This window comes from Shewanella cutis, from assembly GCF_022410515.1.
In the GTDB taxonomy this organism is placed as follows: domain Bacteria; phylum Pseudomonadota; class Gammaproteobacteria; order Enterobacterales; family Shewanellaceae; genus Shewanella; species Shewanella cutis.
Genome location: NZ_JACSDI010000019.1, coordinates 1 through 22,415 on the forward strand (window position 1 = coordinate 1; position 22,415 = coordinate 22,415).

The 22,415-nt window shown below is 47.2% G+C and carries 21 protein-coding genes and 1 riboswitch; of the genes, 8 read left to right on the forward strand and 13 right to left on the reverse strand.

The window, feature by feature from the left end:
* Positions 1–147: 147 nt before the first annotated feature.
* Positions 148–279 carry a hypothetical protein gene (locus tag H9J30_RS21665; protein WP_275679669.1) on the reverse strand — a complete coding sequence of 44 codons (132 nt, stop codon included), beginning with the start codon at positions 277–279 and terminating at the stop codon, positions 148–150.
* A 156-nt stretch (positions 280–435) separates the two neighbouring features.
* On the opposite strand from H9J30_RS21665, the gene H9J30_RS17835 reads away from it, so the two are divergent.
* Positions 436–828: a DUF1090 domain-containing protein gene (locus tag H9J30_RS17835; RefSeq protein ID WP_240132233.1), complete on the forward strand. Its 393-nt coding sequence runs from the start codon at positions 436–438 to the stop codon at positions 826–828.
* Positions 829–843: 15 nt separating this feature from the next.
* Here the strand turns inward: H9J30_RS17835 and H9J30_RS17840 are convergent, their stop codons facing one another.
* Positions 844–1,422 carry a TonB-dependent receptor gene (locus H9J30_RS17840; protein ID WP_240132234.1) on the reverse strand — a complete coding sequence of 193 codons (579 nt, stop codon included), beginning with the start codon at positions 1,420–1,422 and terminating at the stop codon, positions 844–846.
* 207 nt (positions 1,423–1,629) lie between these two features.
* Between H9J30_RS17840 and H9J30_RS17845 the strand changes: the two genes are divergently transcribed.
* Complete coding sequence (locus H9J30_RS17845; RefSeq protein ID WP_240132235.1) at positions 1,630–2,898, forward strand: mechanosensitive ion channel family protein; 1,269 nt, start codon at positions 1,630–1,632, stop codon at positions 2,896–2,898.
* Here the strand turns inward: H9J30_RS17845 and H9J30_RS17850 are convergent.
* Together H9J30_RS17850 and H9J30_RS17855 are read right to left on the reverse strand one after the other, a co-directional pair.
* A complete protein-coding gene (locus H9J30_RS17850; protein ID WP_240132236.1) occupies positions 2,895–3,518 on the reverse strand; it encodes a LysE family translocator in 624 nt (207 codons plus the stop codon). The genes H9J30_RS17845 and H9J30_RS17850 overlap by 4 nt on opposite strands.
* Before the next feature lie 26 nt (positions 3,519–3,544).
* Positions 3,545–4,105 carry a lysophospholipid acyltransferase family protein gene (locus tag H9J30_RS17855; protein WP_240132237.1) on the reverse strand — a complete coding sequence of 187 codons (561 nt, stop codon included), beginning with the start codon at positions 4,103–4,105 and terminating at the stop codon, positions 3,545–3,547.
* A gap of 127 nt (positions 4,106–4,232) precedes the next feature.
* Here H9J30_RS17855 and H9J30_RS17860 point away from each other — a divergent pair, with 127 nt between their 5' ends.
* A complete protein-coding gene (locus H9J30_RS17860; protein WP_240132238.1) occupies positions 4,233–4,682 on the forward strand; it encodes a YybH family protein in 450 nt (149 codons plus the stop codon).
* Between the two features lie 21 nt (positions 4,683–4,703).
* On the opposite strand, the gene H9J30_RS17865 is transcribed toward H9J30_RS17860, so the two are convergent.
* Together H9J30_RS17865 and H9J30_RS17870 are read right to left on the reverse strand one after the other, a co-directional pair.
* On the reverse strand, positions 4,704–5,504 hold the full coding sequence (locus H9J30_RS17865; RefSeq protein WP_240132239.1) for an NRDE family protein: 801 nt from the start codon (positions 5,502–5,504) through the stop codon (positions 4,704–4,706).
* Between the two features lie 62 nt (positions 5,505–5,566).
* Positions 5,567–7,207 (reverse strand): glycogen synthase, encoded by a 1,641-nt coding sequence (locus H9J30_RS17870; RefSeq protein ID WP_240132289.1) that lies wholly within the window; start codon positions 7,205–7,207, stop codon positions 5,567–5,569.
* Between the two features lie 294 nt (positions 7,208–7,501).
* On the opposite strand from H9J30_RS17870, the gene H9J30_RS17875 reads away from it, so the two are divergent.
* Positions 7,502–8,095, forward strand: coding sequence for a YhgN family NAAT transporter (locus H9J30_RS17875; protein WP_011070534.1), 594 nt, complete (start codon positions 7,502–7,504; stop codon positions 8,093–8,095).
* A gap of 301 nt (positions 8,096–8,396) precedes the next feature.
* Positions 8,397–11,207, forward strand: coding sequence for an immune inhibitor A domain-containing protein (locus tag H9J30_RS17880; protein ID WP_240132240.1), 2,811 nt, complete (start codon positions 8,397–8,399; stop codon positions 11,205–11,207).
* 62 nt (positions 11,208–11,269) lie between these two features.
* On the opposite strand, the gene H9J30_RS17885 is transcribed toward H9J30_RS17880, so the two are convergent.
* Positions 11,270–11,839: a chorismate--pyruvate lyase family protein gene (locus tag H9J30_RS17885; RefSeq protein WP_240132241.1), complete on the reverse strand. Its 570-nt coding sequence runs from the start codon at positions 11,837–11,839 to the stop codon at positions 11,270–11,272.
* Between the two features lie 101 nt (positions 11,840–11,940).
* On the opposite strand from H9J30_RS17885, the gene H9J30_RS17890 reads away from it, so the two are divergent.
* Together H9J30_RS17890 and rlmF are read left to right on the forward strand one after the other, a co-directional pair.
* Positions 11,941–12,351, forward strand: a complete 411-nt coding sequence (locus H9J30_RS17890) for a flagellar basal body-associated protein FliL (RefSeq protein ID WP_240132242.1) — start codon at positions 11,941–11,943, stop codon at positions 12,349–12,351.
* A gap of 60 nt (positions 12,352–12,411) precedes the next feature.
* Positions 12,412–13,509, forward strand: a complete 1,098-nt coding sequence (rlmF, locus tag H9J30_RS17895) for a 23S rRNA (adenine(1618)-N(6))-methyltransferase RlmF (protein WP_240132243.1) — start codon at positions 12,412–12,414, stop codon at positions 13,507–13,509.
* Between the two features lie 42 nt (positions 13,510–13,551).
* Here the strand turns inward: rlmF and H9J30_RS17900 are convergent, their stop codons facing one another.
* The 4 genes from H9J30_RS17900 to moeA are packed head-to-tail and all read right to left on the reverse strand — an operon-like array spanning position 13,552 to position 16,601.
* The gene (locus H9J30_RS17900; RefSeq protein WP_240132244.1) at positions 13,552–13,836 is read right to left on the reverse strand and encodes a putative hemolysin; all 285 of its coding nucleotides are present in this window, start codon (positions 13,834–13,836) and stop codon (positions 13,552–13,554) included.
* 26 nt (positions 13,837–13,862) lie between these two features.
* Positions 13,863–14,525, reverse strand: coding sequence for a Bax inhibitor-1 family protein (locus H9J30_RS17905; RefSeq protein WP_011070540.1), 663 nt, complete (start codon positions 14,523–14,525; stop codon positions 13,863–13,865).
* Between the two features lie 49 nt (positions 14,526–14,574).
* Positions 14,575–15,336: a molybdopterin-synthase adenylyltransferase MoeB gene (gene moeB, locus H9J30_RS17910; RefSeq protein WP_240132245.1), complete on the reverse strand. Its 762-nt coding sequence runs from the start codon at positions 15,334–15,336 to the stop codon at positions 14,575–14,577.
* An 11-nt stretch (positions 15,337–15,347) separates the two neighbouring features.
* The gene (gene moeA, locus H9J30_RS17915; protein WP_240132246.1) at positions 15,348–16,601 is read right to left on the reverse strand and encodes a molybdopterin molybdotransferase MoeA; all 1,254 of its coding nucleotides are present in this window, start codon (positions 16,599–16,601) and stop codon (positions 15,348–15,350) included.
* 304 nt (positions 16,602–16,905) lie between these two features.
* Here moeA and ftnA point away from each other — a divergent pair, with 304 nt between their 5' ends.
* Positions 16,906–17,442 (forward strand): non-heme ferritin, encoded by a 537-nt coding sequence (ftnA, locus tag H9J30_RS17920; protein ID WP_011070543.1) that lies wholly within the window; start codon positions 16,906–16,908, stop codon positions 17,440–17,442.
* A 90-nt stretch (positions 17,443–17,532) separates the two neighbouring features.
* On the opposite strand, the gene H9J30_RS17925 is transcribed toward ftnA, so the two are convergent.
* Positions 17,533–20,766: an EAL domain-containing protein gene (locus H9J30_RS17925; protein WP_240132247.1), complete on the reverse strand. Its 3,234-nt coding sequence runs from the start codon at positions 20,764–20,766 to the stop codon at positions 17,533–17,535.
* Between the two features lie 355 nt (positions 20,767–21,121).
* Positions 21,122–21,775: a 3,4-dihydroxy-2-butanone-4-phosphate synthase gene (gene ribB / locus H9J30_RS17930; protein ID WP_240132248.1), complete on the reverse strand. Its 654-nt coding sequence runs from the start codon at positions 21,773–21,775 to the stop codon at positions 21,122–21,124.
* A 194-nt stretch (positions 21,776–21,969) separates the two neighbouring features.
* Positions 21,970–22,206: riboswitch (FMN riboswitch) on the reverse strand.
* Between the last annotated feature and the right edge of the window lie 209 nt (positions 22,207–22,415).

The following is a 22,415-nucleotide window of genomic DNA, read 5'->3' on the forward strand; positions in this document are numbered from 1 at the left end:
GAAGCGTTACATCCTTAAGTTGCCCACGACTCAGCGTTTAGGATTTTTTTGTTTATCCGAAATGGAGATAATTTCGCGCAAAACATAGCACGCTTTTGTCCAAAAGCGTGCTTAGTATTTCTTTAAAACTTACAGACTACGCTAATGCTAAACAGGTGAGCCATAGTGATTAGCGAGACGACCGTCCGCCCCATGGACGGGGCGGTCGAGCATCCAAGGAAGGACTTGCTGCGTGTCGTTGAGCAAATACCATGGTTCGCCCTTAAATATGGTCTGCATTCAATAACCAAGCAATGATATTAGTCTTTCAATATTTAACGCTTTTCTGCCCCCTATTGAGTTGTGTGCTTTCTAGTGGAGATTGTACGATTAAGCCTCGCGATATAATCAAAACAGTCAGTTGGTGTATGAGTTAGTACACTTGAGGAGAGTAAAATGCTCATCAAATATCATACTTATGGGTTGGTTTTTGGCTTGGTTTTTAGTGGTCTAGCATGGGCTGATGAACCCGCTACTATGGGCTGCGCTGCAAAATTAGCGGCCATTGGCGCTGAACTCACCGAGGCTAAAGCTGTTGGCAATCAGCATAAAGTCGCTGGACTTGAAAAGGCCTATGACGAGGTTGCTACCCATTGCGATGATGACAGCTTAACTGCCGAGCGTTTAGCTAAGATTGAGGCCTTAGAAGCTAAATTAACCGAGCGCCAACATGAGCTTACCGAAGCGATTGCTGATGGTAAGCCTATGGATAAAATCAATACAAAACGTCAAAAGATTGCAGAGGTCGAATCAGAGCTTGCTAAGGCGAGAGCTGAACTCTCGCAATAAGTTCAGGCTCTTTCTTTAACCCGCGTATCCAATGCTCAAAATCGTTGATTCAGTGCTGGAGTTATAGCCAGCACTGAGAATGATATGCTCTGTGATACGGTATCTAAGGCCTGCTTCTGCGCCCCATTGAGTGGTTTTATCTTCTTCCCATGTGGGTTTACCATCGACAATTCGGGGGGAAATATTGTTGGTATAAGCTGTGGTGCTGATATAGGCACTGCCACCTGCATAAAAACTTAAGTCGGTCGTTAAACTGTAGCTTAATCCTAAGCGCCATAGGCTTTCTTGCCGATGGGATAATGCAGGTTCTGGTACAACAATATCGGTTTCACCACTGCGGGCATAACCTAGGTAATAGCCCCATCGCTGGTAATCATCATCAAAATGATAAGGCGCAAGGGTCACTCCATAGAGATTATCTGTTGCTGGAACATAATCGAGCATCAGGGCGACATAGGGAGTATTGGTCGTTTCATCTGATTTCTTTGGCACAATCAGATTCGTCGTAGTGTTATATTCTGTTGCCTGTAATGGTTGGCATAGACCTAGTAGTCCAATGCTAAGATAGGCGAACTTTGATGAATGGCGATACATGGGATAGCTTCTTTGGCAACAGGTTGATTATTGTTCATATTCTTTTGTGTGTGGTCAATTCAAAAATGCTAAAATCTCTTTTAAAATAAATGGTTGTAAAATTATTGTGTGTTAAGTTGAGCGTTTTTAAAGGGGATTTAACTAAAGATTACTCAGTTGTCACCTTTGTATAATTTTGTTGCGCTAGCGCCTAAGTTGGAGTGAATTGTGGATCAGGAAATACGGCTCGAAATTTCGACATGGTTAACGGGCTTGGGAATTGATAGCCAACCATCCGACGGTATATCAACTAGCATTATGCTGCTTGCCTGTGTGCTGGTGGCGGCAATCTCCTATTTTATTATGCACCGAGGGGTGATCCGCGCGGTCAATATGGTGATCCTGCGCTCTAGAGTGACGTGGGACGATGTATTTATGCGCTACAAAGTGCTCGAAAAGTTGGCGATGTTAGTGCCCGCTATCGTGCTCAATCTACTGGTGCCTATCACGTTAACCGAACATCCCGTACTCAGCAGTTTAGTTGACCGCCTACTGAGCATTTGGTTGGTGATCTTGATGATCCGCGCTATCTACGCGGGGCTGGATGCCGTCAATGAAATCTCTGATATCAATGAGGTGAGTCGCCGCCTGCCGGTTAAAAGCTTTGTGCAGTTGTTTAAGTTGTTCCTATTCTTTGTCGGCCTTATCGTTTGCCTTTCTGTGTTGGCCGATCAGTCCCCCGTGTACTTCCTCAGCGGACTTGGTGTAGCAACCGGTTTTGTGATGTTAGTGTTCCGCGACACGATTTTGGGTTTTGTGGCGGGGATTCAGTTAGCGGCAAACCGAATGGTAAGCAAAGGTGACTGGATTCAAATGGATAAGTACGGCGCCGACGGTGCGGTGGAGGAGGTGTCGTTAACTACAGTTAAAGTGCGTAACTGGGATAAGACTATCACCATGATCCCCGCCTATGCCTTGGTCTCGGATGCGTTTCGTAACTGGCGTGGCATGTCCGAATCGGGCGGGCGTCGTATTAAGCGTGCGGTCAATATCGATATTAATAGCATCAAATTTTTAACTGAAAGTGATCGAAACCGCCTCAGTAAAATCAATTGCTTAAAAGAGTATTTTCCCGCCAAGATCAGCGAGATCCAAGCGTCGAACGCTAAAGTGTCCGATTTGGATATGATGGTCAATGGTCGCCATCTGACCAACGTTGGCACCTTCCGTGCCTATCTGCAGGAATATCTACAGCGCCACGATAAAGTACACAAAGAAATGACCCTGATGGTACGCCAGCTCGCACCGACCACCGAGGGGCTACCGATTGAGGTTTATATCTTTACCAATGATACCCGCTGGGCTTTTTATGAGGCGATACAAGCGGATATCTTCGACCATATCTTTGCCGTGCTGCCTGAGTTTGGTTTACAGGCCTTCCAAGCGCCGACGGGCAACGATATCCGCAGTCTCAAATCGGTTAAGGTCGAGGGTTAGTCTCGACTGACTAAAATCGCGGCGAGGGTGAGAAACACACCGCCGCTGGTGCGGTCAAACCAATGCAATTTGTTGCTGGCCTTAAGGCTCGGTGCCAGCACATTTGCCATTGAGGCGTAGATCATCACAAAGCTAAAGTCGACGAGCGCCCAAGTAAGGGCAAGAATCGCCAACTGCGGTAATTGTGGCGCGGTTAAATCGATAAATTGTGGGAATAACGCTGCAAAAAACAGCAAGTCTTTGGGATTGCTGATCCCAACTAAAAATGCTTGTTTAAAGAGTTGCTTAGGTGTGCCTTTCCCTTCCGTTTTAACGACTTCTAGTGTTTGCCCTTGCTGTTTTGTTAGCAATAATTTGATGCCCAAAAACACCAGATAGGCGGCGCCACACCATTTGAGTATGGTAAAGCCGTATTCTGAGGCGCTGATAATCGCGCCTAAACCTGCAGCCGAGGCCGCCATTAAGATCAGTGCGGCGCTGACACTGCCAAGTCCGGTGGCAATACTGCGTTTTTTACCAAAATGTATACCGTGGGACATCGACAACATCGCAATCGGTCCGGGGGAAATCCCAATTAATACAATTGCAAAAAAATAGAGTAGCCAAGTTTCGGTTTGCATCTTCTGCTCCGTTTTACATTAGGGAATTAGCGTTTGTTGTCGGGCATATAGTCAGGGATCGTTTTGGGATGTCGACCCTTAATACTGCGGTAGAAGCTTAATATCTCCGCCATATCTTTTTCTATATCAACTGGTTGTAGAGGTGAGCGGATCACCACGGCTTTACAGGCGAAATCTAAGCCCACGGGGACGATAGGGACCTGCGCCTTAGCCGCAATATGGTAAAAACCACATTTCCAACGCCTGACGGGGCTACGGGTGCCTTCGGGGGCGAGTGCCAGTTTATACTCAGGCAGGGTAGTAAACAGCTGCACCGCAGAATCGACCAAGTTATTGTTTTTACGCCTATCGACTGGGCTACCGCCGATCGCTCGGAAGATCCAACCCCAGGGTGGAATAAACAATTGATGTTTACCAAGGAAGTGAATGCGTGTATCTAATGCACCACGAGCGAGGACACCAATGATAAAGTCCCAGTTGCTAGTGTGTGGTGCGACAATCACAATATATTTGGCTTGAGTGGGGAGCTCCCCCTGAATTCGCCAGCCCGAAATGTTAAGTAGCCAGCGGCATAAATGTGTAAACATAATGTGGTGCTCAGAGTCGAAAAATTAATAATATCATCAGCTTTTTTTAATTATAAATCGGCCTAGATAAGATAGTCTGGGCCGAATAGATATAATACAGTCTACCTGATTGTGAGGGAGCGATACTATGTTGCGACAGGGATTGATAAGAAAACATATTTTGCAGTGCCTTACGGCGATATTGCTGCTATTTGTTGGGCAGGTGAGCGCGGTACCAACCGATGATATTGTCCAATTGCTAAAAGGTCAGGAGGAAGCCTGGAATCGAGGCGATCTTGACGCATATATGCAAGGTTATTGGCAAAATGAGCAGCTTATGCTCATCTCAAACGGTAAATTTCGCAATGGTTGGGACGAAACCCTTGCAGCCTATAAGAAGAATTACCCCGATAAAGAGTCATTGGGTGAGCTGAAGTTCACGATTAAAGAAATCAAAATGCTCAGCAACTATGCCGCTATGGTGGTTGGACGTTGGGATTTAACACGCTTAAAGGACACACCAACAGGGGTATTTACCCTGCTGGTGGAAAAAATCGATGACCGTTGGGTGATCACTATGGATCACAGTTCGGACTGAAGTTAATCTCTGACCGATAAGCTAAAAAACCACTAAACAGTCTGGCTCTGGCGGTAATTGGGGCGGTAGGGTGAAGTGGAAATCCTGTTGTCCCAGACGCCGACCCTTACCATCGTATCTCACCTCGGTGAACTGAATTTCCCCTTGGGCATTTTGTAGCAAAATGCTGGTGGATCGGGTGCCATAATCGGGGTGACGAATATAAATCGCGGCTAAACGGCGCTCCCATTCAAGCCCCACACCAGTGTCGGGTAACTCATTATCCTGTGGCTGTGAATCATCCTGCATCAGCTTGATAAGCGACTCGACTTCAAGCTGTGCCGATTGTTGGATTAGGGCTTCGAGTGAGCGCTGACCTTTGGTCATTTTGGGCCAAACATCATCCATTGCCCCATTGCTAATAGCATGAAATCCTTGGGTTAACTTTACCGTCTCCCGGCTAATACTATTAAAACAGTACAGATTGGTACCTTGGCCAAAGACTAAGTTGAAGGGTTGATAATCTTCCGCGTGTTCCACAAGCCAGTTAGGGCAGATAAGCGAGCCAGAATTTAATGCCTGAATGACGAGTTCGCCGCGGCTACGCATGGGTTCTTGGCTTTTTTGCGCGACTCTTAAGTTGGTCACCCCTGCAAGTTGACCTTGTTTATTCACTCCAAACCAAGTGCCGCCCGCCTGTAAGTCTTTTCCCGCGAGCATATTGCGCTCTGGCGGCCAAAATTGCGCTGGTGCCGTGGGTCTGTGGTGAAACTCATCCCGATTCGCACAAATAATCAGGGGATACTGGGGATGAGTATTAAGGGCGACGAAGAGTATGCACATAACAGGCTAAGTTTTTCCTAGAATAGGGTTAACTTAGCCTGTCTGTCGCCAAATGAACAGTTTTAGTGGTGGTGCTTATCCCTATCCGCGTGATCATGGGAGTGGCTATGGCTGCTATCGTGGTTATGACCCGGGCTAGTTGGCGTCGATAAAACAGTTGAATGCGCATGCGCATGGGCATGATCATGGCTGTGCTTATGCCCATGGGTTGAGGGTTTTAACATCATGAGGCGGCGCAGGAATTTACGGGGGCCAAGGCGCAGTAGGCTCGCAGCAAATAAGGCTGATAAGATCAGTAATGCGACTAAATTGATGGCCTCAGGTAAGGTGATCAACGAGAACCACATTGGCAACTTAAGAGCTGCAACGAGGGCGATAGCAATCATTGCTAGCAAAATCGCACGTTGTGGCCAACTCATAAGCCTTAGCTGGGCGATACTTAGCACAGGGGCGGCAATTAAAGGCAATATAATGGCCAACGGGCTCCAGCCGCTATAGGCAAGGGCTATCGACAACACCGCTGCACCTAAGTTACAAAAACGCATTGGTAAAAATACCAGCAATAGCACAGCTATCTGTAACATCGGGTTGTTTAACGGCACTGAAGGATGGCCGATCAGATTCACTAGCACTAAGCTGAGCAGTACCCAAGGCGCGCTGCGATCAACCAAATGGGCAAAACCAAAACGCAGTGCTTTGCTCGGTAAAGTTGTGTGGGGATCGGTAATTTCGACCTGCGCATGGGCCAAATAGGCGCTCATGACAAAGCTCACTAGGAGTTGGAACAGCGCCAACCAAGGGCCGAGCAGCAATGCGGTCAGCACGAGTGCTTCAGGGCCTGCTAAACGTTGGAACCAGCGGCGAGCGAGACTATTATCCTGTGGTGTTAAACCAAGTTGGAATCGCAGTGCTGCTACGGCATAACTGAGTAAAAGCACTGGCGCTATGGTCATGAGCCAGGTTGTTAGCTGCTCGGTACTGTGGTTGTGGTGGGCATGATCATGGCCGCCAGAATCCACTAATAACAGCATCATTAATAATCCAATACCGAGCAAACTGCCGATTCCGGCCTGATATTCGTATCGGCCTTGTTTATCCGTATCCTGTTGACCATGGGGCTGGTGTAATACAACGTGCAGAATCGAACCTGTAATAAAGGCTTGTAAGTAGATAGTGTCATCAATATTTAAATAAGGTAATAATTGCCCACTGGCGAAATAGCCTATACCTGTGAATAGCATAATGGCTGCAAAAATAAAGACTGTCCAACGGGCACCTAGATGGGGTTTTAGAACCCACCATACAGCAAAACCGACAGGCAATTGGTGGAGTATGACACCAAGTGCCAGCATTATGGAGTTGCCATCCTGCTGCGCTAAAACCATAGCGGTGCCATCGGTGATGGTATGTAGTAATAAGCCACTAATCCCTAGAAAAAGGGCAAAATTATGGGTGATTTCAGAATAGCGGTGGAATAATCGCTCGCTCGCCGTTGGCCCCCATAGACCCAGCACCACAAAAACAATTGCCAGCAGGCCGCCATGTTCCAGTAGTTCAGGCAGAATATGGATCAGCACTAACCCGCCTAAAGAGACGAAGATAAAACCATCGAGTCCCTTTTGTAATCCGCTACCCGATGAAAAGTAGCGATAAAACAGTGGCCCGATTAAGAGTGCGATACAACTAGCAAGAAGATAGAGCATGGATTCCACGAAAATTTGCTGAAAAAACGCCGTAGTATACCAGTTGTAATTTAAATGAGCAGTGACTTACTGGCAATTTACTAAAGCTAGATTTACCTTTCATTGCTGGTGCCGAAATCAATTCAATCGTCAAAGACTTATCGGGGTATTGGCCAGCTTTTTCACGGTCAAAATTGACAATTGTGCTGTTGTTTAATCCCATCGTAAGGAATTTTATAGATAAATTTTCACATCTGTAACGTGAAAAAGTTATACAATATCGCCTCATGTGGGTTTGGGTGTTGATAAAGTTAAATGGATATATTTTCTGCTGCGGTAATGTTGTTTTTAATTATGGATCCCCTCGGTAATTTACCGATATTCGCGTCGATTTTACGGCACATCGACCCTAAAAAACGTCGTAGGGTGTTGATCCGCGAACTGATTTTTGCATTAGTGATCATGTTGGCGTTCCTGTATGCCGGGGAGGCCATTTTAAGCTTCTTAAATCTGCGTTCTGAATCGGTCAGTATTGCCGGCGGTATTATTCTGTTTTTGATCGCGATACGGATGATTTTCCCCCAGCCAGGTGGCGTGGTGGGGCTTGCTGCGGGAGAAGAGCCTTTTATCGTACCGATGGCGATTCCATTAATGGCGGGGCCATCTATCCTCGCAGCGCTGATTTTGCTGGCACATACTGATAGTTCTCGTATGACGGACTGGACGATAGCATTAGTGTCTGCATGGGCGGCGAGTGCGGTTATCTTAATGTTCTATAAACTCTTTACCCGTATGTTGGGTGAAAAGGGGTTAACGGCCGTTGAGCGTTTGATGGGCATGGTGCTGGTGATGATATCGGTGCAGATGTTCCTCGACGGGGTATCAAACTATATGAAAACCGCTGGTTAACCGACGGCACTAAACGATATGAAAACCGCATTAACGCAGTTAGTGCGGTTTTTTTATGGCAAAAAATCGCACTGAAGAATGCTTGCTGAATAAACGCTGACAAAAGTACAAAAACCATCACCTTTCAATCTGTATCAAGTTGTTACACTGAACTCGTCCTGATATGTTTTCACATCCCATTAGAGTTGGCCTTCCTAATTAGGAACGTGAGCCAATAAACAAACTTGCCATAGTGCGAATAGGCACTAGCCTTAAAAAATAGCTTGGCTACAGAGCAAATTGTGACGGAAGGAATACGGTAATGCGAAGTACAAAGAGTATCACAGCGTTTGGATTGATGTTGGCCTTGCTAAGTGGCGCCAGTATCGCTGCGCCTAATCACACACCAGCGGATGCGGGGGTCATTAACAAAGAAAGGATCCTCTATTGGCTAATTAAGCGTGGCGAAGTATCTGAGGATGCGAGCGAGAGTGTCAAGCAAGCGGCCGTTGAAGCCTATATTGCCCGCGCGAGCCTAGCACAACCTAAAGAACCTCGGGTGGTGATTGAGGCAGAGCAAGAACGCCTCCATAAAGCCAAAACCACAGCAATGATGCGCGCACCTGCGCAGCGTGCTTTAGCGGATGCCGATGTGACTAAAACGGTTAAGGTATTAACCGTACTGATTGATTTTCCTGATTTAAGATATAACAACAACGGTTTAACCGCGAGTGATACAGACATGTATTATTCAAGTTATCCCGCTTCACACTACAAGAATTTACTCTTCTCAACGGCTGGTTTTAGTGGCCCGCAGGGGCAAACATTAGATTCGGCCTATCAGTATTACCAAGCTGTTTCGGGCAAAACTTTCTTCTTCACTGGCGATGTTAAAGGTTGGTATACCGCTGGCCAAAATGCTGATTACTATGGTGCTAATGATGCTGATACCAATAACGATGTTAAAGTTGGCGAGCTAGTTAAAGAGGCGGTATTGCAGGCGGTTGCCAGTATGTCAGCTGCGGAGCTTGCTAGCTATGATATTGAAGATCCATATGATTTAAATGGTAATGGTAACTTAAACGAAGCCGATGGCATTATTGACCATGTGATGATTTTCCACTCCAGTATTGGGGAAGAAACCGGTGGGGGCAAATTAGGGGCTAATGCGATTTGGTCGCACCGTTATTACGTGAATCAAAGCACTCAAGGTTATACCTTGCCTGGAACAAACAAAAAAGTCTTTGGTTATACGATTCAACCAATAGATGCGGCGACTGGGGTGTGTACCCATGAATTTGGCCATGATCTTGGGTTGCCCGATGAGTACGACACGACAGACAACGCTAACAAAGATGGCTCACCCGTGGGTTATTGGTCGTTAATGTCGAGCGGCAGTTGGACTGGAACGATTTCTGGCGCACAACCGAGCGGTTTTAGCCCCTACGCGCGTTCGTATTTACAGACGAAATATAAAGGCAAATGGCTGAACGAGCGTGAGATTAGCTTAGACACCATACCTCGGTCTGGCATGGAAATCACACTCAATCAGGCGATAAACCAAGAGGTTGTGAATCAAATATCGATTCCGCTCCCAGCCACACAAATTGCCTTTAAAGCGCCTTATCAAGGGACTTACCAGTACTATTCTGGCCAAGGAAACATGCTGGCAAACAGCATGAGCTTTGCTACAACCTTGCCAGTGACGAGTGATAAACTCACGCTTTCCATGCAAGCGAGCTGGGATATTGAGAATAGCTTTGACTATATGCAGGTCAAAGTGGACGGCACAGCGATTGCGGGTAATTACACTCAATCCAGCAACACCATTAATAGTGCTCGACATATCATTACGGGTAAATCATCGAGCATCTCGACCGCAGTGGGGGACGATGCTTGGGTCGCGTTGGAATATGATTTGTCAGCCTATGCAGGCAAAGCTGTCACGATTGAATTTAACTATGTGACCGATGAGGCAGTCAGTGGCTCAGGTATTACTATCGACAACATCAGCATCAAACAAGGTACGAGTGAGTTGTATGCCGATAATGCCGAAGCAGCTAACAAAGCCACTTTCTCTGGTTATAGCCGCATTACTAACACTCGCCCAGGACCAGCATCACGCTACTTAATTCAATTACGCAGCCACAATGGTGTCGATGCGGGATTAAAGAGTAAAGGGTTTGATCCTGGCGTACTGCTATGGCTCGAGAATGCCAGCTATAGCGATAACAACGTGTCAGACCATCCCGGCCGCAGCTTAATAGGCGTGATTGATGCTGATCAAAATAGGATTGGCACTAACTCTACCGATGTACAAATCCGAGATGCGGCGTTTAGCACGGTAAAACAAACCGCTTATTTTGGTGACAATAGTCTCGATGCGGTTAGTCTGTTTGACGATAGTGTCGATTACAGTGCGCCGCTGCAACCTCAGTCAGGTATGCAATTGCAACAACTTGGGTTGACGATGGAAGTTGTCGCTCAAGCCAGTGATAACAGCACTGCAGTGATTCGTTTAGCGAATGCAAACGCCGATCCCGCATTAACTCCCTTAACCGCCGCAATTAATCTGAGCCAAAACGGCCAGGCAGTGACGGTTTCTGCTGCGGTAGAAGGAGGAGAAGGCGCGTATTCCTACGCTTGGGATTTCGGTGTAGCGGGAGCAACAAGTACCTCGGCCACAGCGGTTTATACCTACTCTGCGGCTGGAACCTATACGCTGACCTTAACTGTTACCGATACCAAAGGTACAAAAGTCACCGCCACGAAAACCGTAGTAGTCAGCTTACCGTTAACTGCCAGCTTTAGTTTCAACTCGAACCAGCTAACGGTGAACTTTAGCAACACCTCGACTGGTGGTGCTGGAAGCGTGAGCTATTTATGGAACTTTGGTGATGGCACCTCAAGTACTTCGGCATCGCCTTCCCACACTTACGCTCGGGCGGGGACTTACACCGTGACGCTCACGGTTAAAGATACCCAAAATGCGACCGCAAGCAGTAGCTCAAGCGTTACCGTGTCTGCCCCAATCGCACCACCATCGGAAGATTCAGGTGGCGGTGGTGGCAGTCTAAGTTGGCTTAGTCTTCTGTTGCTTGGCGGTGTTGCATGGCGTCGCCAGCGCCAATAAGTTTGTGAGTTAAAGCAAAATGCCTCTGATCAGAGGCATTTTTTGTTTTTAGCTTAAGAGAATTAGGGGTGTAGCCTCGCCATTGCCTCTTCGGCGGCGGGGAGGAACATTTCACTGACAAACATTTCCTCCTCGTTGTGGTGGAAATATCGACGTCGACCCCAAAGCTCATGTTCTACATTCTGCGCTAAACTTTGCGCTAGGTGGGCGAGACGGCTATCGGTGGCAAAGCGGGCAATTTCAATGCGCCCCGGCACAAAGCTATCTTGGCTAAATAATAATTCGCCCAGTGGTCGAGTCCCTAGGCCTAAAAAATCAGCTTGGCGTGTCGATAATAAAGACTGAGGGATCAAGGTTCTGGCAAATACCCAAGGCACATCGTCGAGGCAGAGTAAGACTTCGCGCACCCAAACGGCACTTTGATTGGGATATTCGCCGTCGAGTGGTGGGCATTGACCTTCACCAAGGATTCTGACTTCAAACTCATTACAGCAGCCTTTGAGCTTTTGTGTCAGACTACCAGGGGCGAGTAACCATTCCTTAAGGGGAGAAGCGGGAAGATTTTTGGTGTTGTCGGCACAAAACCATTGAATTGATTCGCCATAGGGAAAGCTTAAGCTGGTCACATTCATTAAATACTCGTTACAATATAAGCAAACGTCGGCAGTCTACCAGATAGATTGGGAAGTTTCTTCCATTGGCCATTATTGTTTTTAGGGAGCTGTAAACCGCGATGAAAAAATTATTATCAGCCTGCCTGATCTTGTTCAGTGTTGTGTGTAGCGCATATGCGGCCGACGAAAAAGAAGCGGCTCCTGCAGCGGAGTACGCCTATTACGGTTTTGAACCTGAAATCGTGACTAACTATATTTCAAACCGCAAAAAGCTTGGTTTTGTAAAGATCAGTGTCGAGTTGATGGTTAAGAGTCCCGATGATTTAGTGATCGTTGAGCGCCATGATCCTCTGCTGCGGGCGGCGATTATCGAAGTGCTGGGCAATCAGGCCGAAGAAAAAGTTAAGTCCCTCACCGGACGTGAAGAGATCCGCCGTGAATGCTTCGATATGGTCAATAACCTGCTGACAAAAGAAGCGGGTAAACCTTTAGTCGTCAACCTGTTGTTTACCTCCTATCTGTACGATTAATCTCGCTAATACGCTCAAGGGCCGATCCTTGGATTGGCCCGCCCTTGTTGATAAATGATTATGCCTAAACCCGCCATAAAAACTGCCGCTAAACCCGCGACGCCAGCTGCAGGCAAACGCGCTAAGCCAAGCACGCCTCAATCTGTCGCCAAGCTCAAAGCCAGCAAGGCTAAGGCCGCTAGTAAGCCCAAAGCAAAGCTCGGGGAGAAAAAGACCTTACACCCGCGTAATGTGCATCTTCATGGCTATGATTTTGTGGCCTTAATGGCGAGTTTCCCTAAGCTGAAAGCCTTTGTCAGGCCTACGGCCTATGGTGCGTTATCGATTGATTTTGCCGATCCCTTAGCGGTTAAGAATCTGAATGCCGCGTTACTGAAACACCATTACCAAATTGATTTTTGGGATATTCCCAAGGGGGCGCTTTGTCCGCCTATCCCCGGGCGAGTCGATTATGTGCACTACTTGGCTGATCTCTTATTTGAGGGAGCCACCGCCCCGCGTATTGAACAAGTTAGCGCCTTAGATATTGGCACTGGGGCGAATGGGATTTACGCCATCCTAGGGCATCAAGTGTATGGCTGGCAGTTTGTTGCTTCGGATATCAATCCCCAGTCACTGGCCAATGTGCAGCGCATTATCGACAACAATTCCTGCTTACAAGGTCATGTAACATTAAGGCGGCAGCGGGATGAAAACGCCATTTTTAAGGGTATTATCGAGGCTGCGGATCGCTTTGAGTTAACCCTCTGCAATCCGCCGTTTCATGCCTCATTACGGGAGGCTAGTGAAGGTTCACAGCGTAAGGTGCGTAACTTACAACTCAGTCGAGGCGAAAAACCAAAAGCCACTGGCGCAGCCTTAAACTTTGGTGGTCAGGCTGCGGAACTTTGGTGCCAAGGTGGTGAGAGACAATTTTTAGCCACAATGATCCGCGAAAGCCATATGTTTGCCGAGCAATGTTTGTGGTTTACCAGCTTGATATCGAAGCAGGAAAACCTTAAGCCTTGTTATCAAGCACTGGCAAAACTGGGTGTGGATACGGTAAAAACCATTGAGATGCAGCAGGGTAATAAGGTCACCCGAGTGTTAGCGTGGAGTTTCCATTCGCAGGCTAAACGTTTGCGCTGGCGCAGTGAGCTTGTTACACCGATTAAATAAAACAGGCGCTTAATGCGCCTGTTGATTTGGAGCCACACTCAATTACTGGGCTTTGTCCTGTGGATGGTCGCGGCGAAATAGCGCCCACTCTTCAATCTGTTCACCGTTTGGCAAGGTACACATACCGTGTTCACCCTCTGCGGTTCTTTGGATTTCCGATGTGCCACCGAGGGAGGCGCAATACTCTGATGCCGGGTTGGCGATTTGTGCTTTTGCTTCAGTTTTTGTTTCAGCCTGAGCGTTTGTTGCTGGCTCGGTCTTTTCGCCACAGCCCGCTAAGCCGCTGCAGATGATGAGACCGAATAACCAAGCTGATGCTAATTTCATGTTGTTTCCCTTTGTTGTTAATTCATTTATTTACGGCCTAAAATCCGCAAAATACGCAGAAATAGGTTGATGATATCCATATACAACGCGGCTGCGCTATCGACGGCATTATCGACTGTTTTCGGGATTTGGTTCGCCCGTCCCCAATCGTAGCCAATATAGCCGCAGAAGATCAGCACGACTATCCAATCTAAAATGCCGTGATGGGTTTTAAAAATAAATATTTCAATAAGTTCGACTACTATTACGAGCAGTAATGCGATAGTGAGAACACCGGATATTTTTTGGAAAAAGGCCGGAAACAGCGTCCCCAAACACATCATCGCGATAGTGACTAAGCCCGTGATCCGAATCGCTTCGGTAACGAGCGCGGGGTCGTATTGGCTGACAACCATATTAATAATCAGGCCAAAGGGCACCACCACAAAGTTATAGCCAACAAAGCTGACGATGGGGCTACTTGAGCTTTGGAATAGATAAATCCCCAAGAAGCAGGAGGCAAAGTAACCGATAAAGAATATCCAAGGATTCACACTGGCTATCGCCTCGGGGTCGATATGGCTGACCATGGCATAGTTCACTGCAAATCCCCAAACGAGGGTGAGACCAATCACTAAATTATAGAGACCCGCCCCAATAATAGTGTCATTAGTTGTACGGCGGTCAAATACGCTGTTTTCAGTATCCATTTGATTTTTAATATCCTTAAGTGTGTAAACTGTGCTGAGTATATACCTTTTACTGGCTACATATCTTGCAGTGAGCTTGTTTAGGTAATTTCATTTCACGAAACTCCATGGTCATGGCATCGATCATCAAAATTCGTCCGGCAAGGGTTTTGCCCATGCCGGTAATGACTTTAATGGCTTCAACCGCTTGCAAACAGCCGACCATACCGACGACAGGTGCAAGAATACCGGATTCGACACAGCTGAGTTGTTGCTCGCCAAATAATGAACTAAAGCAATGATAACAAGGCGTTTGTGCTTGATAGTCAAATACGGTGATCATGCCTTCCATACGAATTGCAGCGGCCGAAACTAAAGGGACTTTGTGCTTAAAACAGCTCTGGTTTAGCTGCTCACGCACGCTGACATTATCGGTACAATCGACCACGATACTGTGACTGGCGACAAGCGCATCAATCTCATGATCATCCAATACCGCATTGATTGGATTGATTTTTACATGGGGATTGAGCTGATTCAGGCTTTGTTTGGCCGATTCGACCTTAGGTTGGCCGATATTGGCATCCTGATGTAATACTTGGCGCTGTAGGTTAGAGAGCTCAACCGTATCGAAATCCACTAAGGTCAGCTCGCCAATACCTGCAACGGTAAGGTATTGTCCCGCGGCGCAGCCTAAACCGCCTGCGCCTATCATCAGCACTTTGGCGAGTTTTAGGCGTTCTTGGCCATCGATATCCATCGCCTTGATTGAGATTTGGCGGCTGTAGCGGGTAAGTTCGCTGTCGCTGAGGATGTCTACTTGTTCATTCATCGATTCGCGCCTTAGCAAAGCACTGAGTTAAAAGGTTCTACCGTCACTTGCGTGCCCGCAGGCGTGTCACCTTGGTACTGCTCCAACTGGACGAAGCAATTTGCCAGACTCATCGAAGTTAACATGCCTGAGCCTTGGCTGCCGGTGATGGCGACTTCTAATTCGCCCTGTGCATTGCGGGATAAAATACCGCGTTGATATTCCACGCGCCCAGGTTGCTTACGCACAGGCGTAGTCAGGGTTGCCGATAACATCAGCGGCGCTTTTGGGGTTAAGCCTTGCATTTTGTTAAGTATTGGCCACACCAGTTTGTAGAAGGTGACCATGGAGGAGACGGGATTGCCCGGTAAGCCGCAGAATATCGCCTTGCCTATGCGTCCCATGGCAAAGGGTTTGCCCGGTTTGATGGCGAGTTTCCAGAAGGTGATTTTGCCTTCTTCATCCAGAATTTGCTTAGTAAAGTCTGCTTCGCCGACCGATACACCACCCGAAGTTAATACCATATCTGCTTGGCTTGCTGCGTGACGAAATGCGTGGCGAATGGCCTCGGGATCGTCGCTTACTACGCCTAAATCCAGCCATTCCACATTGGCGCGGCTGAGTAAACCTTGGATGGAATAACGGTTTGAATCGTAAATTTGCCCTGGCGCGAGTTCGCTACCGACTGGGCGCAGTTCATCCCCGGTGGAGAAAAACGCGACTTTGAGTTGGCGGTAAACGCGCACTTGGCTCACACCAATGGTGGCTAATACGCCAAGTTCTGCGGCTTTAATTTCGATACCTGCTTTCAGGACTTTAGTACCTTGCAACAGTTCTTCACCTTGACTGCGAACATTCGCACCCTTGGCCTTGGGGTGATTTATTTGGATCTGATCGCCATTGGCTTGGGTTTCTTCCTGCATTTGTACTGTGTCATAACCAGCAGGAACGGGGGCGCCCGTCATAATACGCACGCAGGAGTTTGGGGTAATTCTCCCCTCAAAGCCATGGCCAGCGAAGGAGCTGCCGATCAGCGTCAGTGTGGTTTGCTTGGCTTCGCTGGTTAAATCGGCAAAGCGAAACGCATAGCCATCCATCGAGGAGTTATCGAAGGGGGGTAAATCGATACAAGAGGCCAAATCCTCTGCTAAAACGCGGCCAAGCGCATGGGGAAGTGTAACGACTTCGGTGTCTGACACTGGGCTAACCTGCTCAAGCAGAAGGGGAATGGCTTGATCTGGATGCATTAAGCTAGGTTGCGAACAAGGATCGGCTTTCACGGACATCGGGTCTTCCTTATGGGCAAAGGGTTGGGCAAATATGCGGGCTATTATGCCACGCTGTGCTTGCTTGGCTATGATCTGTATAGGAGTTTATGTGATTTGTAAGGCGGTTAACTCTTCTAATAGATGATTTTGCAGTGCCCTTCATGCGGAGCTAAACGCGAGTCTATGAACAAATGAAAATCATTTTTATCAACTAATCATTAACTTAGCGAAGTCAACAAAGGTAAATTTTGTTGCTTTTGGCGACGGCCTTCATGACAATGTGAACCGATGATTTCAGTTCGAAGGCCAAAGAGGATTTACAATGCTGTCTGCAACCATGATCGAAAAGTTGAATGAACAAATTAATATGGAATTTTTCTCCTCTAATTTATACCTGCAAATGAGTGCATGGTGCGAAGATCAAGGCTTTGAAGGCGCAGCAAAATTTATGCGCGAGCATGCTGATGAAGAAATGGGCCATATGCGCCGTTTGTTCACCTATGTGAGCGAAACCGGTGGTTTACCGTTACTGGGCGCAATTGAAGCGCCACAGTCACAGTTCAATTCTCTGCTGGCCTTATTCGAGTTGACCTATGAGCACGAACAGTTAATTACTCGCCAGATTAACGCGTTAGCCCACACCGCATTTTCGAATCAAGATTATTCCACCTTTAATTTCCTGCAATGGTATGTGGCTGAGCAGCACGAAGAAGAAAAGCTGTTTAAGTCAATTGTCGATAAGATCCGTTTAGTGGGAGAAGATGGCAAGGCATTGTTCTTTATTGATAAAGATCTTGCCAAATTAGCCTCAAAAGGCGGCGAAAGTATCATGAATGCCCAAAGCCAACCGCAGGCTTAAGTGCATTGGCGTTGAACCACGCGAGATTAAAAAAGCAGCCTAGGCTGCTTTTTTAATGTCTATTAACCTAAATGTTAAGCTGGCCATCCCTTAAGAGTTAACACACTTTTCGCGCGGTTCTTGCTGCAGTAATAATGCCGGTAGTGTTTGGCTTAGCAGTGGGGTAATGGCTGCGAATGGCAAAGGTTTTGAGATCAAGTAACCTTGGGCGTAGTGGCAACCTAAGTCGCACAGTAGATTCCATTGGGCTTCGGTTTCAATTCCTTCGGCCACCAGTTCCATTTCAAGGCTTTGCCCCATCATCACAATAGCTTTCACCAAATTGGTATTTGAGTTGTTGCTTAGGGCATTTTCCACAAAGCTACGATCAATCTTTATCACAGAGATAGGGAATTTCTTCAAATAACTCAATGAGGAATAGCCTGTGCCAAAGTCGTCGATATAAATCTGCGAGCCTATACGGCGAATGGCTTCTAAGGTGCTTAAGCAGTGGCTGGCATCGCCCATCAACATGCTTTCGGTGATCTCAATATGGACGTTTCTTGGGTTGATATGATGACGGTTAAAGCATTCCTGCAGTACTTGATCAAATCCCATACCTCGCGCATTCACACATTGGCGGCTCGAGACATTGATAGCCACATTAAGCTGTAAGCCAAGTTGTTGCCATTGTCTTAGGTCGTGCATCGCTTGGTTGAGTACCCATTCACCCATGGGTTCGATAAGTCCTGTTTCTTCAGCGATGCCAATAAACTGATCCGGCGGGATTAAGCCTAAATCGGGGTCTTGCCAACGAATAAGTGCTTCAACACTACAGACTTTACCCGTCTTCATTTCCACAATGGGTTGATAGTGCAGCGTAAATTCATCCTGCGCCACGGCGCGGCGTAGCCGCTGTTCGAGCTCCATGCGGGCAAACATGGCTTGGTTCATTCCCGAGGTGAAGTATTTGAAGTTATTGCGTCCGGCATCTTTTGCCTGATACATGGCCATTTCGGTATTGCGGGTTAGCGAGCTAACATCCAAGCCGTCTTCTGGATAAACACCAATCCCAAAGCTGGCGGAAATTTGGATTTCCCGTTCATTCAAGTTAAAGGGCGTCGACAAGGTTTCGATGATACGGCTTGCCATATGCTCAATCGCGAATTCATTCGTTACCCGGGGAAGGATAAGTACAAATTCATCCCCACCGATGCGTGCGATCAAATCATTCTTTCCGGCAATATTTTCTAGCCGCTTAGCCACGTCTTGCAGTAGTAAGTCGCCTGTGGCGTGGCCTTGGACGTCATTAATATATTTAAATTGGTCTAAATCAATCAGCAGAATCGCCAGTTTGCGGGAGTCATGTTGGGCGAGCTGGATTTCATGTTGGAGCCGCTCATTAAACAATTTGCGATTAGGTAAGCCTGTCAGCGTATCGAAATGTGCCTGATACCAAAGATCCTGCTCATATTGCTTACGTTTACTAATATCCATAAACAAACCAATATGCTGGATGATTTCACCCCGTTCATTACGTACCACGGTAATGGCCAAATACTCGGGATACACTTGGCCATCTTTGCGTTTATTCCAGATTTCGCCTTCCCATTTGCTGTCTTTTTGCAGCGCTTCCCACATGGCTGTGTAGAAATGGCTTGGATGGCGTTTAGAGCTCAACATCGAGGGGCTGCGACCTTTGATGTCTTCAAGGCTGTAACCTGTGATCTGGCTAAAGGCGGGGTTCACTAACTCGATATGATTATCGGCATCCGTGACCATAATGCCTTCGGCCGAATAGTTAAATACCGCTGCGGCGCGGCTAAGGGCCTGATTGGCTTTTTGGCGCTCGCTCAGCATGCGGTTCATTGCCCTAGACATGCGAGCCAGTTCATCTGAGCCTGACACATCAATATGGATATTCAGCTGGGGATCTGCGGCCATTTGCTGCATATCATTGGCAATTTGGGTGATTTTAATCATAAAGCTGCGAATGATTTTTCGGCCCAGCCACAGGGTGATCGCCGTGGTAAATAAGGCAGACAGCAGATAAAGGCCTAATAACATGAGCGCATGCTGTTGTTGTATATCACTCTGGCGCGCCATGGAGAGGGTGATTTCATTACTGAGCGCATTCAGTTTATTGATTCTATCCGTCGTTAATGTCCACCAATGTTTGCTGCTTACTGGATGGGGTGGCATCAATAATTTATCAATGGCGGCAGAGAGCTCGCTATTGTTGATATGGGCAAGGGCGGTGATTTCCGCGAGCGACAGTTTTTGATCTTTTAACTGCACTATCTTAGACATGCAGAATTGATACTGGTTAATGCTCTCTTCGATGCTTTGTACGGCAGGCGCAAGTGAGGGAAGGTTTACCGTTTCGCGGTTAAGTTCATCGAGTTTTTGCTGGATCGTGGTTAAGGCTTTAGTGAACTTTGCAAGCGATGCTGGGCTGCCCGTTAATAAGTAATCCTGAAAACTATCGATTAACCCCTCATAACCTAAATGCGCATTGATACTTTGCACTAAGGTACTGATATGGATTTGTTGCTCGATTTGTTGGCTGATTTTCAGTATTCGCAGGCTTTCAGGTGAGGCTTGTATTTGGCGGATAAGGGAGTGTCTGTCGGATATTGAGGCATTACTCGCATGGGAAATAGCTTGGCCATACTCGTACATAATTGTGCTGATGGCTTTATAGTCATTAATGCTGAGGCTATCTGACGATAACATCCGATTAATCGCACTGCGCTCTTTAACCGCTAGCTCTTGCACCATCAATAAATTGAGTAAATCCGCGTAGGCCCTTGATTGCGTGATGTCATTCGTGAGTAATTGTAGCTGTTGGACCAACTGTAATAATGAAGAATTAAACTGCTGATATAAATCGATAAATGAAGATGGTCGCTGGTCGAGTGCCTCTTGGCGACTTGATGCTAACTTATGGCTTAGCAGCGTCAAGTTGGTGAGTTTTTCCTGTAATTGTGTCGCTGCTTGTTGGTCACTTAAGGTGGCATTCAATTCAATTAAAGCAGGGCTCTTAAGCAGTGCCTCTAGTGCAGCCGAAGTAATTTGTTGCTGTTGCAGTAGGCGAGTTTCATCTTGAGGCGTAGTGGCAGGGAGTAATTGGGTACTGAGTCCGTACTCATTATGGAGTTGAAACAGGAAGTCTGTCGTTTGTACCGTTGCCCTTATCGCTAAATGATTCTGATTGGCAGACCGGTATTCCTTCACAAGCATATACATTCGCGACAGTACAAAAATACTCATCATCAGCAAAGGTAGCAGCGAAAACAGAATCAGTTTCTGCTTCAGGCTGAGATGCTGTAGCGTGGATGGCATGCAAACTTACTCCTAGATTGGCCTGATTGGAGACATAAAAAATCAAGGGATTACCTTGATGAGTTGAAAGCGAAAAAGTCAGGCACTGGGGGCGAATTATTAACATAGAAGCCTGTCGCTCGCGACCTCTAGTTTATGGATATCTAATCTAGCTCACGAAATTCAGCTAATTATTATATACATCTAAGATTATATTTTTATTGATGAATTTTTCTCCTAGCAGATTCATTGTTTTTTTGTCTGTGATATTTGGCGTGGTTTGGCTCTTAAGCAAATTGTTTTGTTGGCGTTAAATAAAAAGGACGCGGGCCTGGGCGCGCGTCCTTTAAGTCGTATCCCGTTTATGGGGCCAAATTTAGCCTACGTTGGCCAATAAGGATTTACGGTAAACCACGATATCTTCAATCGTGAGTACGGGCATATTATGCGCTGTGCCAAAGGCGATGATTTCGGGCAGACGCGCCATAGTGCCGTCGGGGTTGGTGACTTCACATAACACGCCTGCGGGCTTGAGTCCGGCCAGTTGCATTAAGTCGATAGTGCCTTCGGTATGACCACGGCGAGTTAATACGCCACCGGGCTGGGCGCGCAGCGGATACACATGGCCTGGGCGAGCCAAATCGCTTGGCTTAGCATGGTCAGCGATGGCGGTTTTAATGGTGGTGACACGGTCTGCGGCCGAAACCCCAGTGGTTACACCCACCTTGGCTTCGATACTCACGGTAAACGCGGTGCCATATTGGCTTGAGTTGTTTTCGACCATTGGTGGCAGCTCAAGGGCTTTGACTTTTTCGTCCGGTAAACACAAGCACACTATACCGCTGCATTCGCGAATAAGCATGGCCATTTGCGCATTGGTCAGCGACTCGGCGGCAAAAATTAAGTCGCCTTCGTTTTCTCTATCTTCGTCATCGACGACCAACACACCTAAGCCTTGGCGCAGGGCATTAAGGCCCGCTTCAACGCGTTCGATTGCAGTACCAAAAGGAGCAAGTAAAGACTGATTCATGGTTAATATCCTTCAAAAATACGACATGGGAATATCCAGAATCAGGGCGTGCAGAAATACAGTCATTACCCCAAAGGGGATTGTACTGTAGCAATCGACCTCTTTAAGCGCAGGCTTAAAAACGTGATTGCAAAATATGAGGCTAACAGCTGGGATACTTAGCCAAAGTGAATGCCAATTATCCGAGTGTTGTCTTACATTCTCTTCCATCCGGACTCAGTACTGTTGCTCGCGGCAAACAGTCCATTACCGTCGGCTCTGGAATAATAGCGTGGCCTCGTTTGGCATTAACCATGGCGAGACAAGCTAGGGCACCAGATCTGCTGACCCCGAAATTGCGTTCGGGCGCTCGCGGGCTTTAGCGTGGGAAAATCTCTTTCACCTCACTATTTACCGCCGGTGGGGAATTTCACCCCGCCCTGAGAATTGTTGATAGGCTAAGGCCTAAAAACGCGGTTATGTTGCGCCTAAATAGTGGTGATGGCAATAACATCGCGCCTGAAATTGGGCAATGTTTGCGCAAGCGCACAATTGTCGAAACAAGCCTCATCTTTAGGAAACTCGCAACTTGAGCTAGCTTGGGTATATCATATCCGGCACATCAACTTATTGGCTTGCCGTCGTATCTTACGATGGTGTT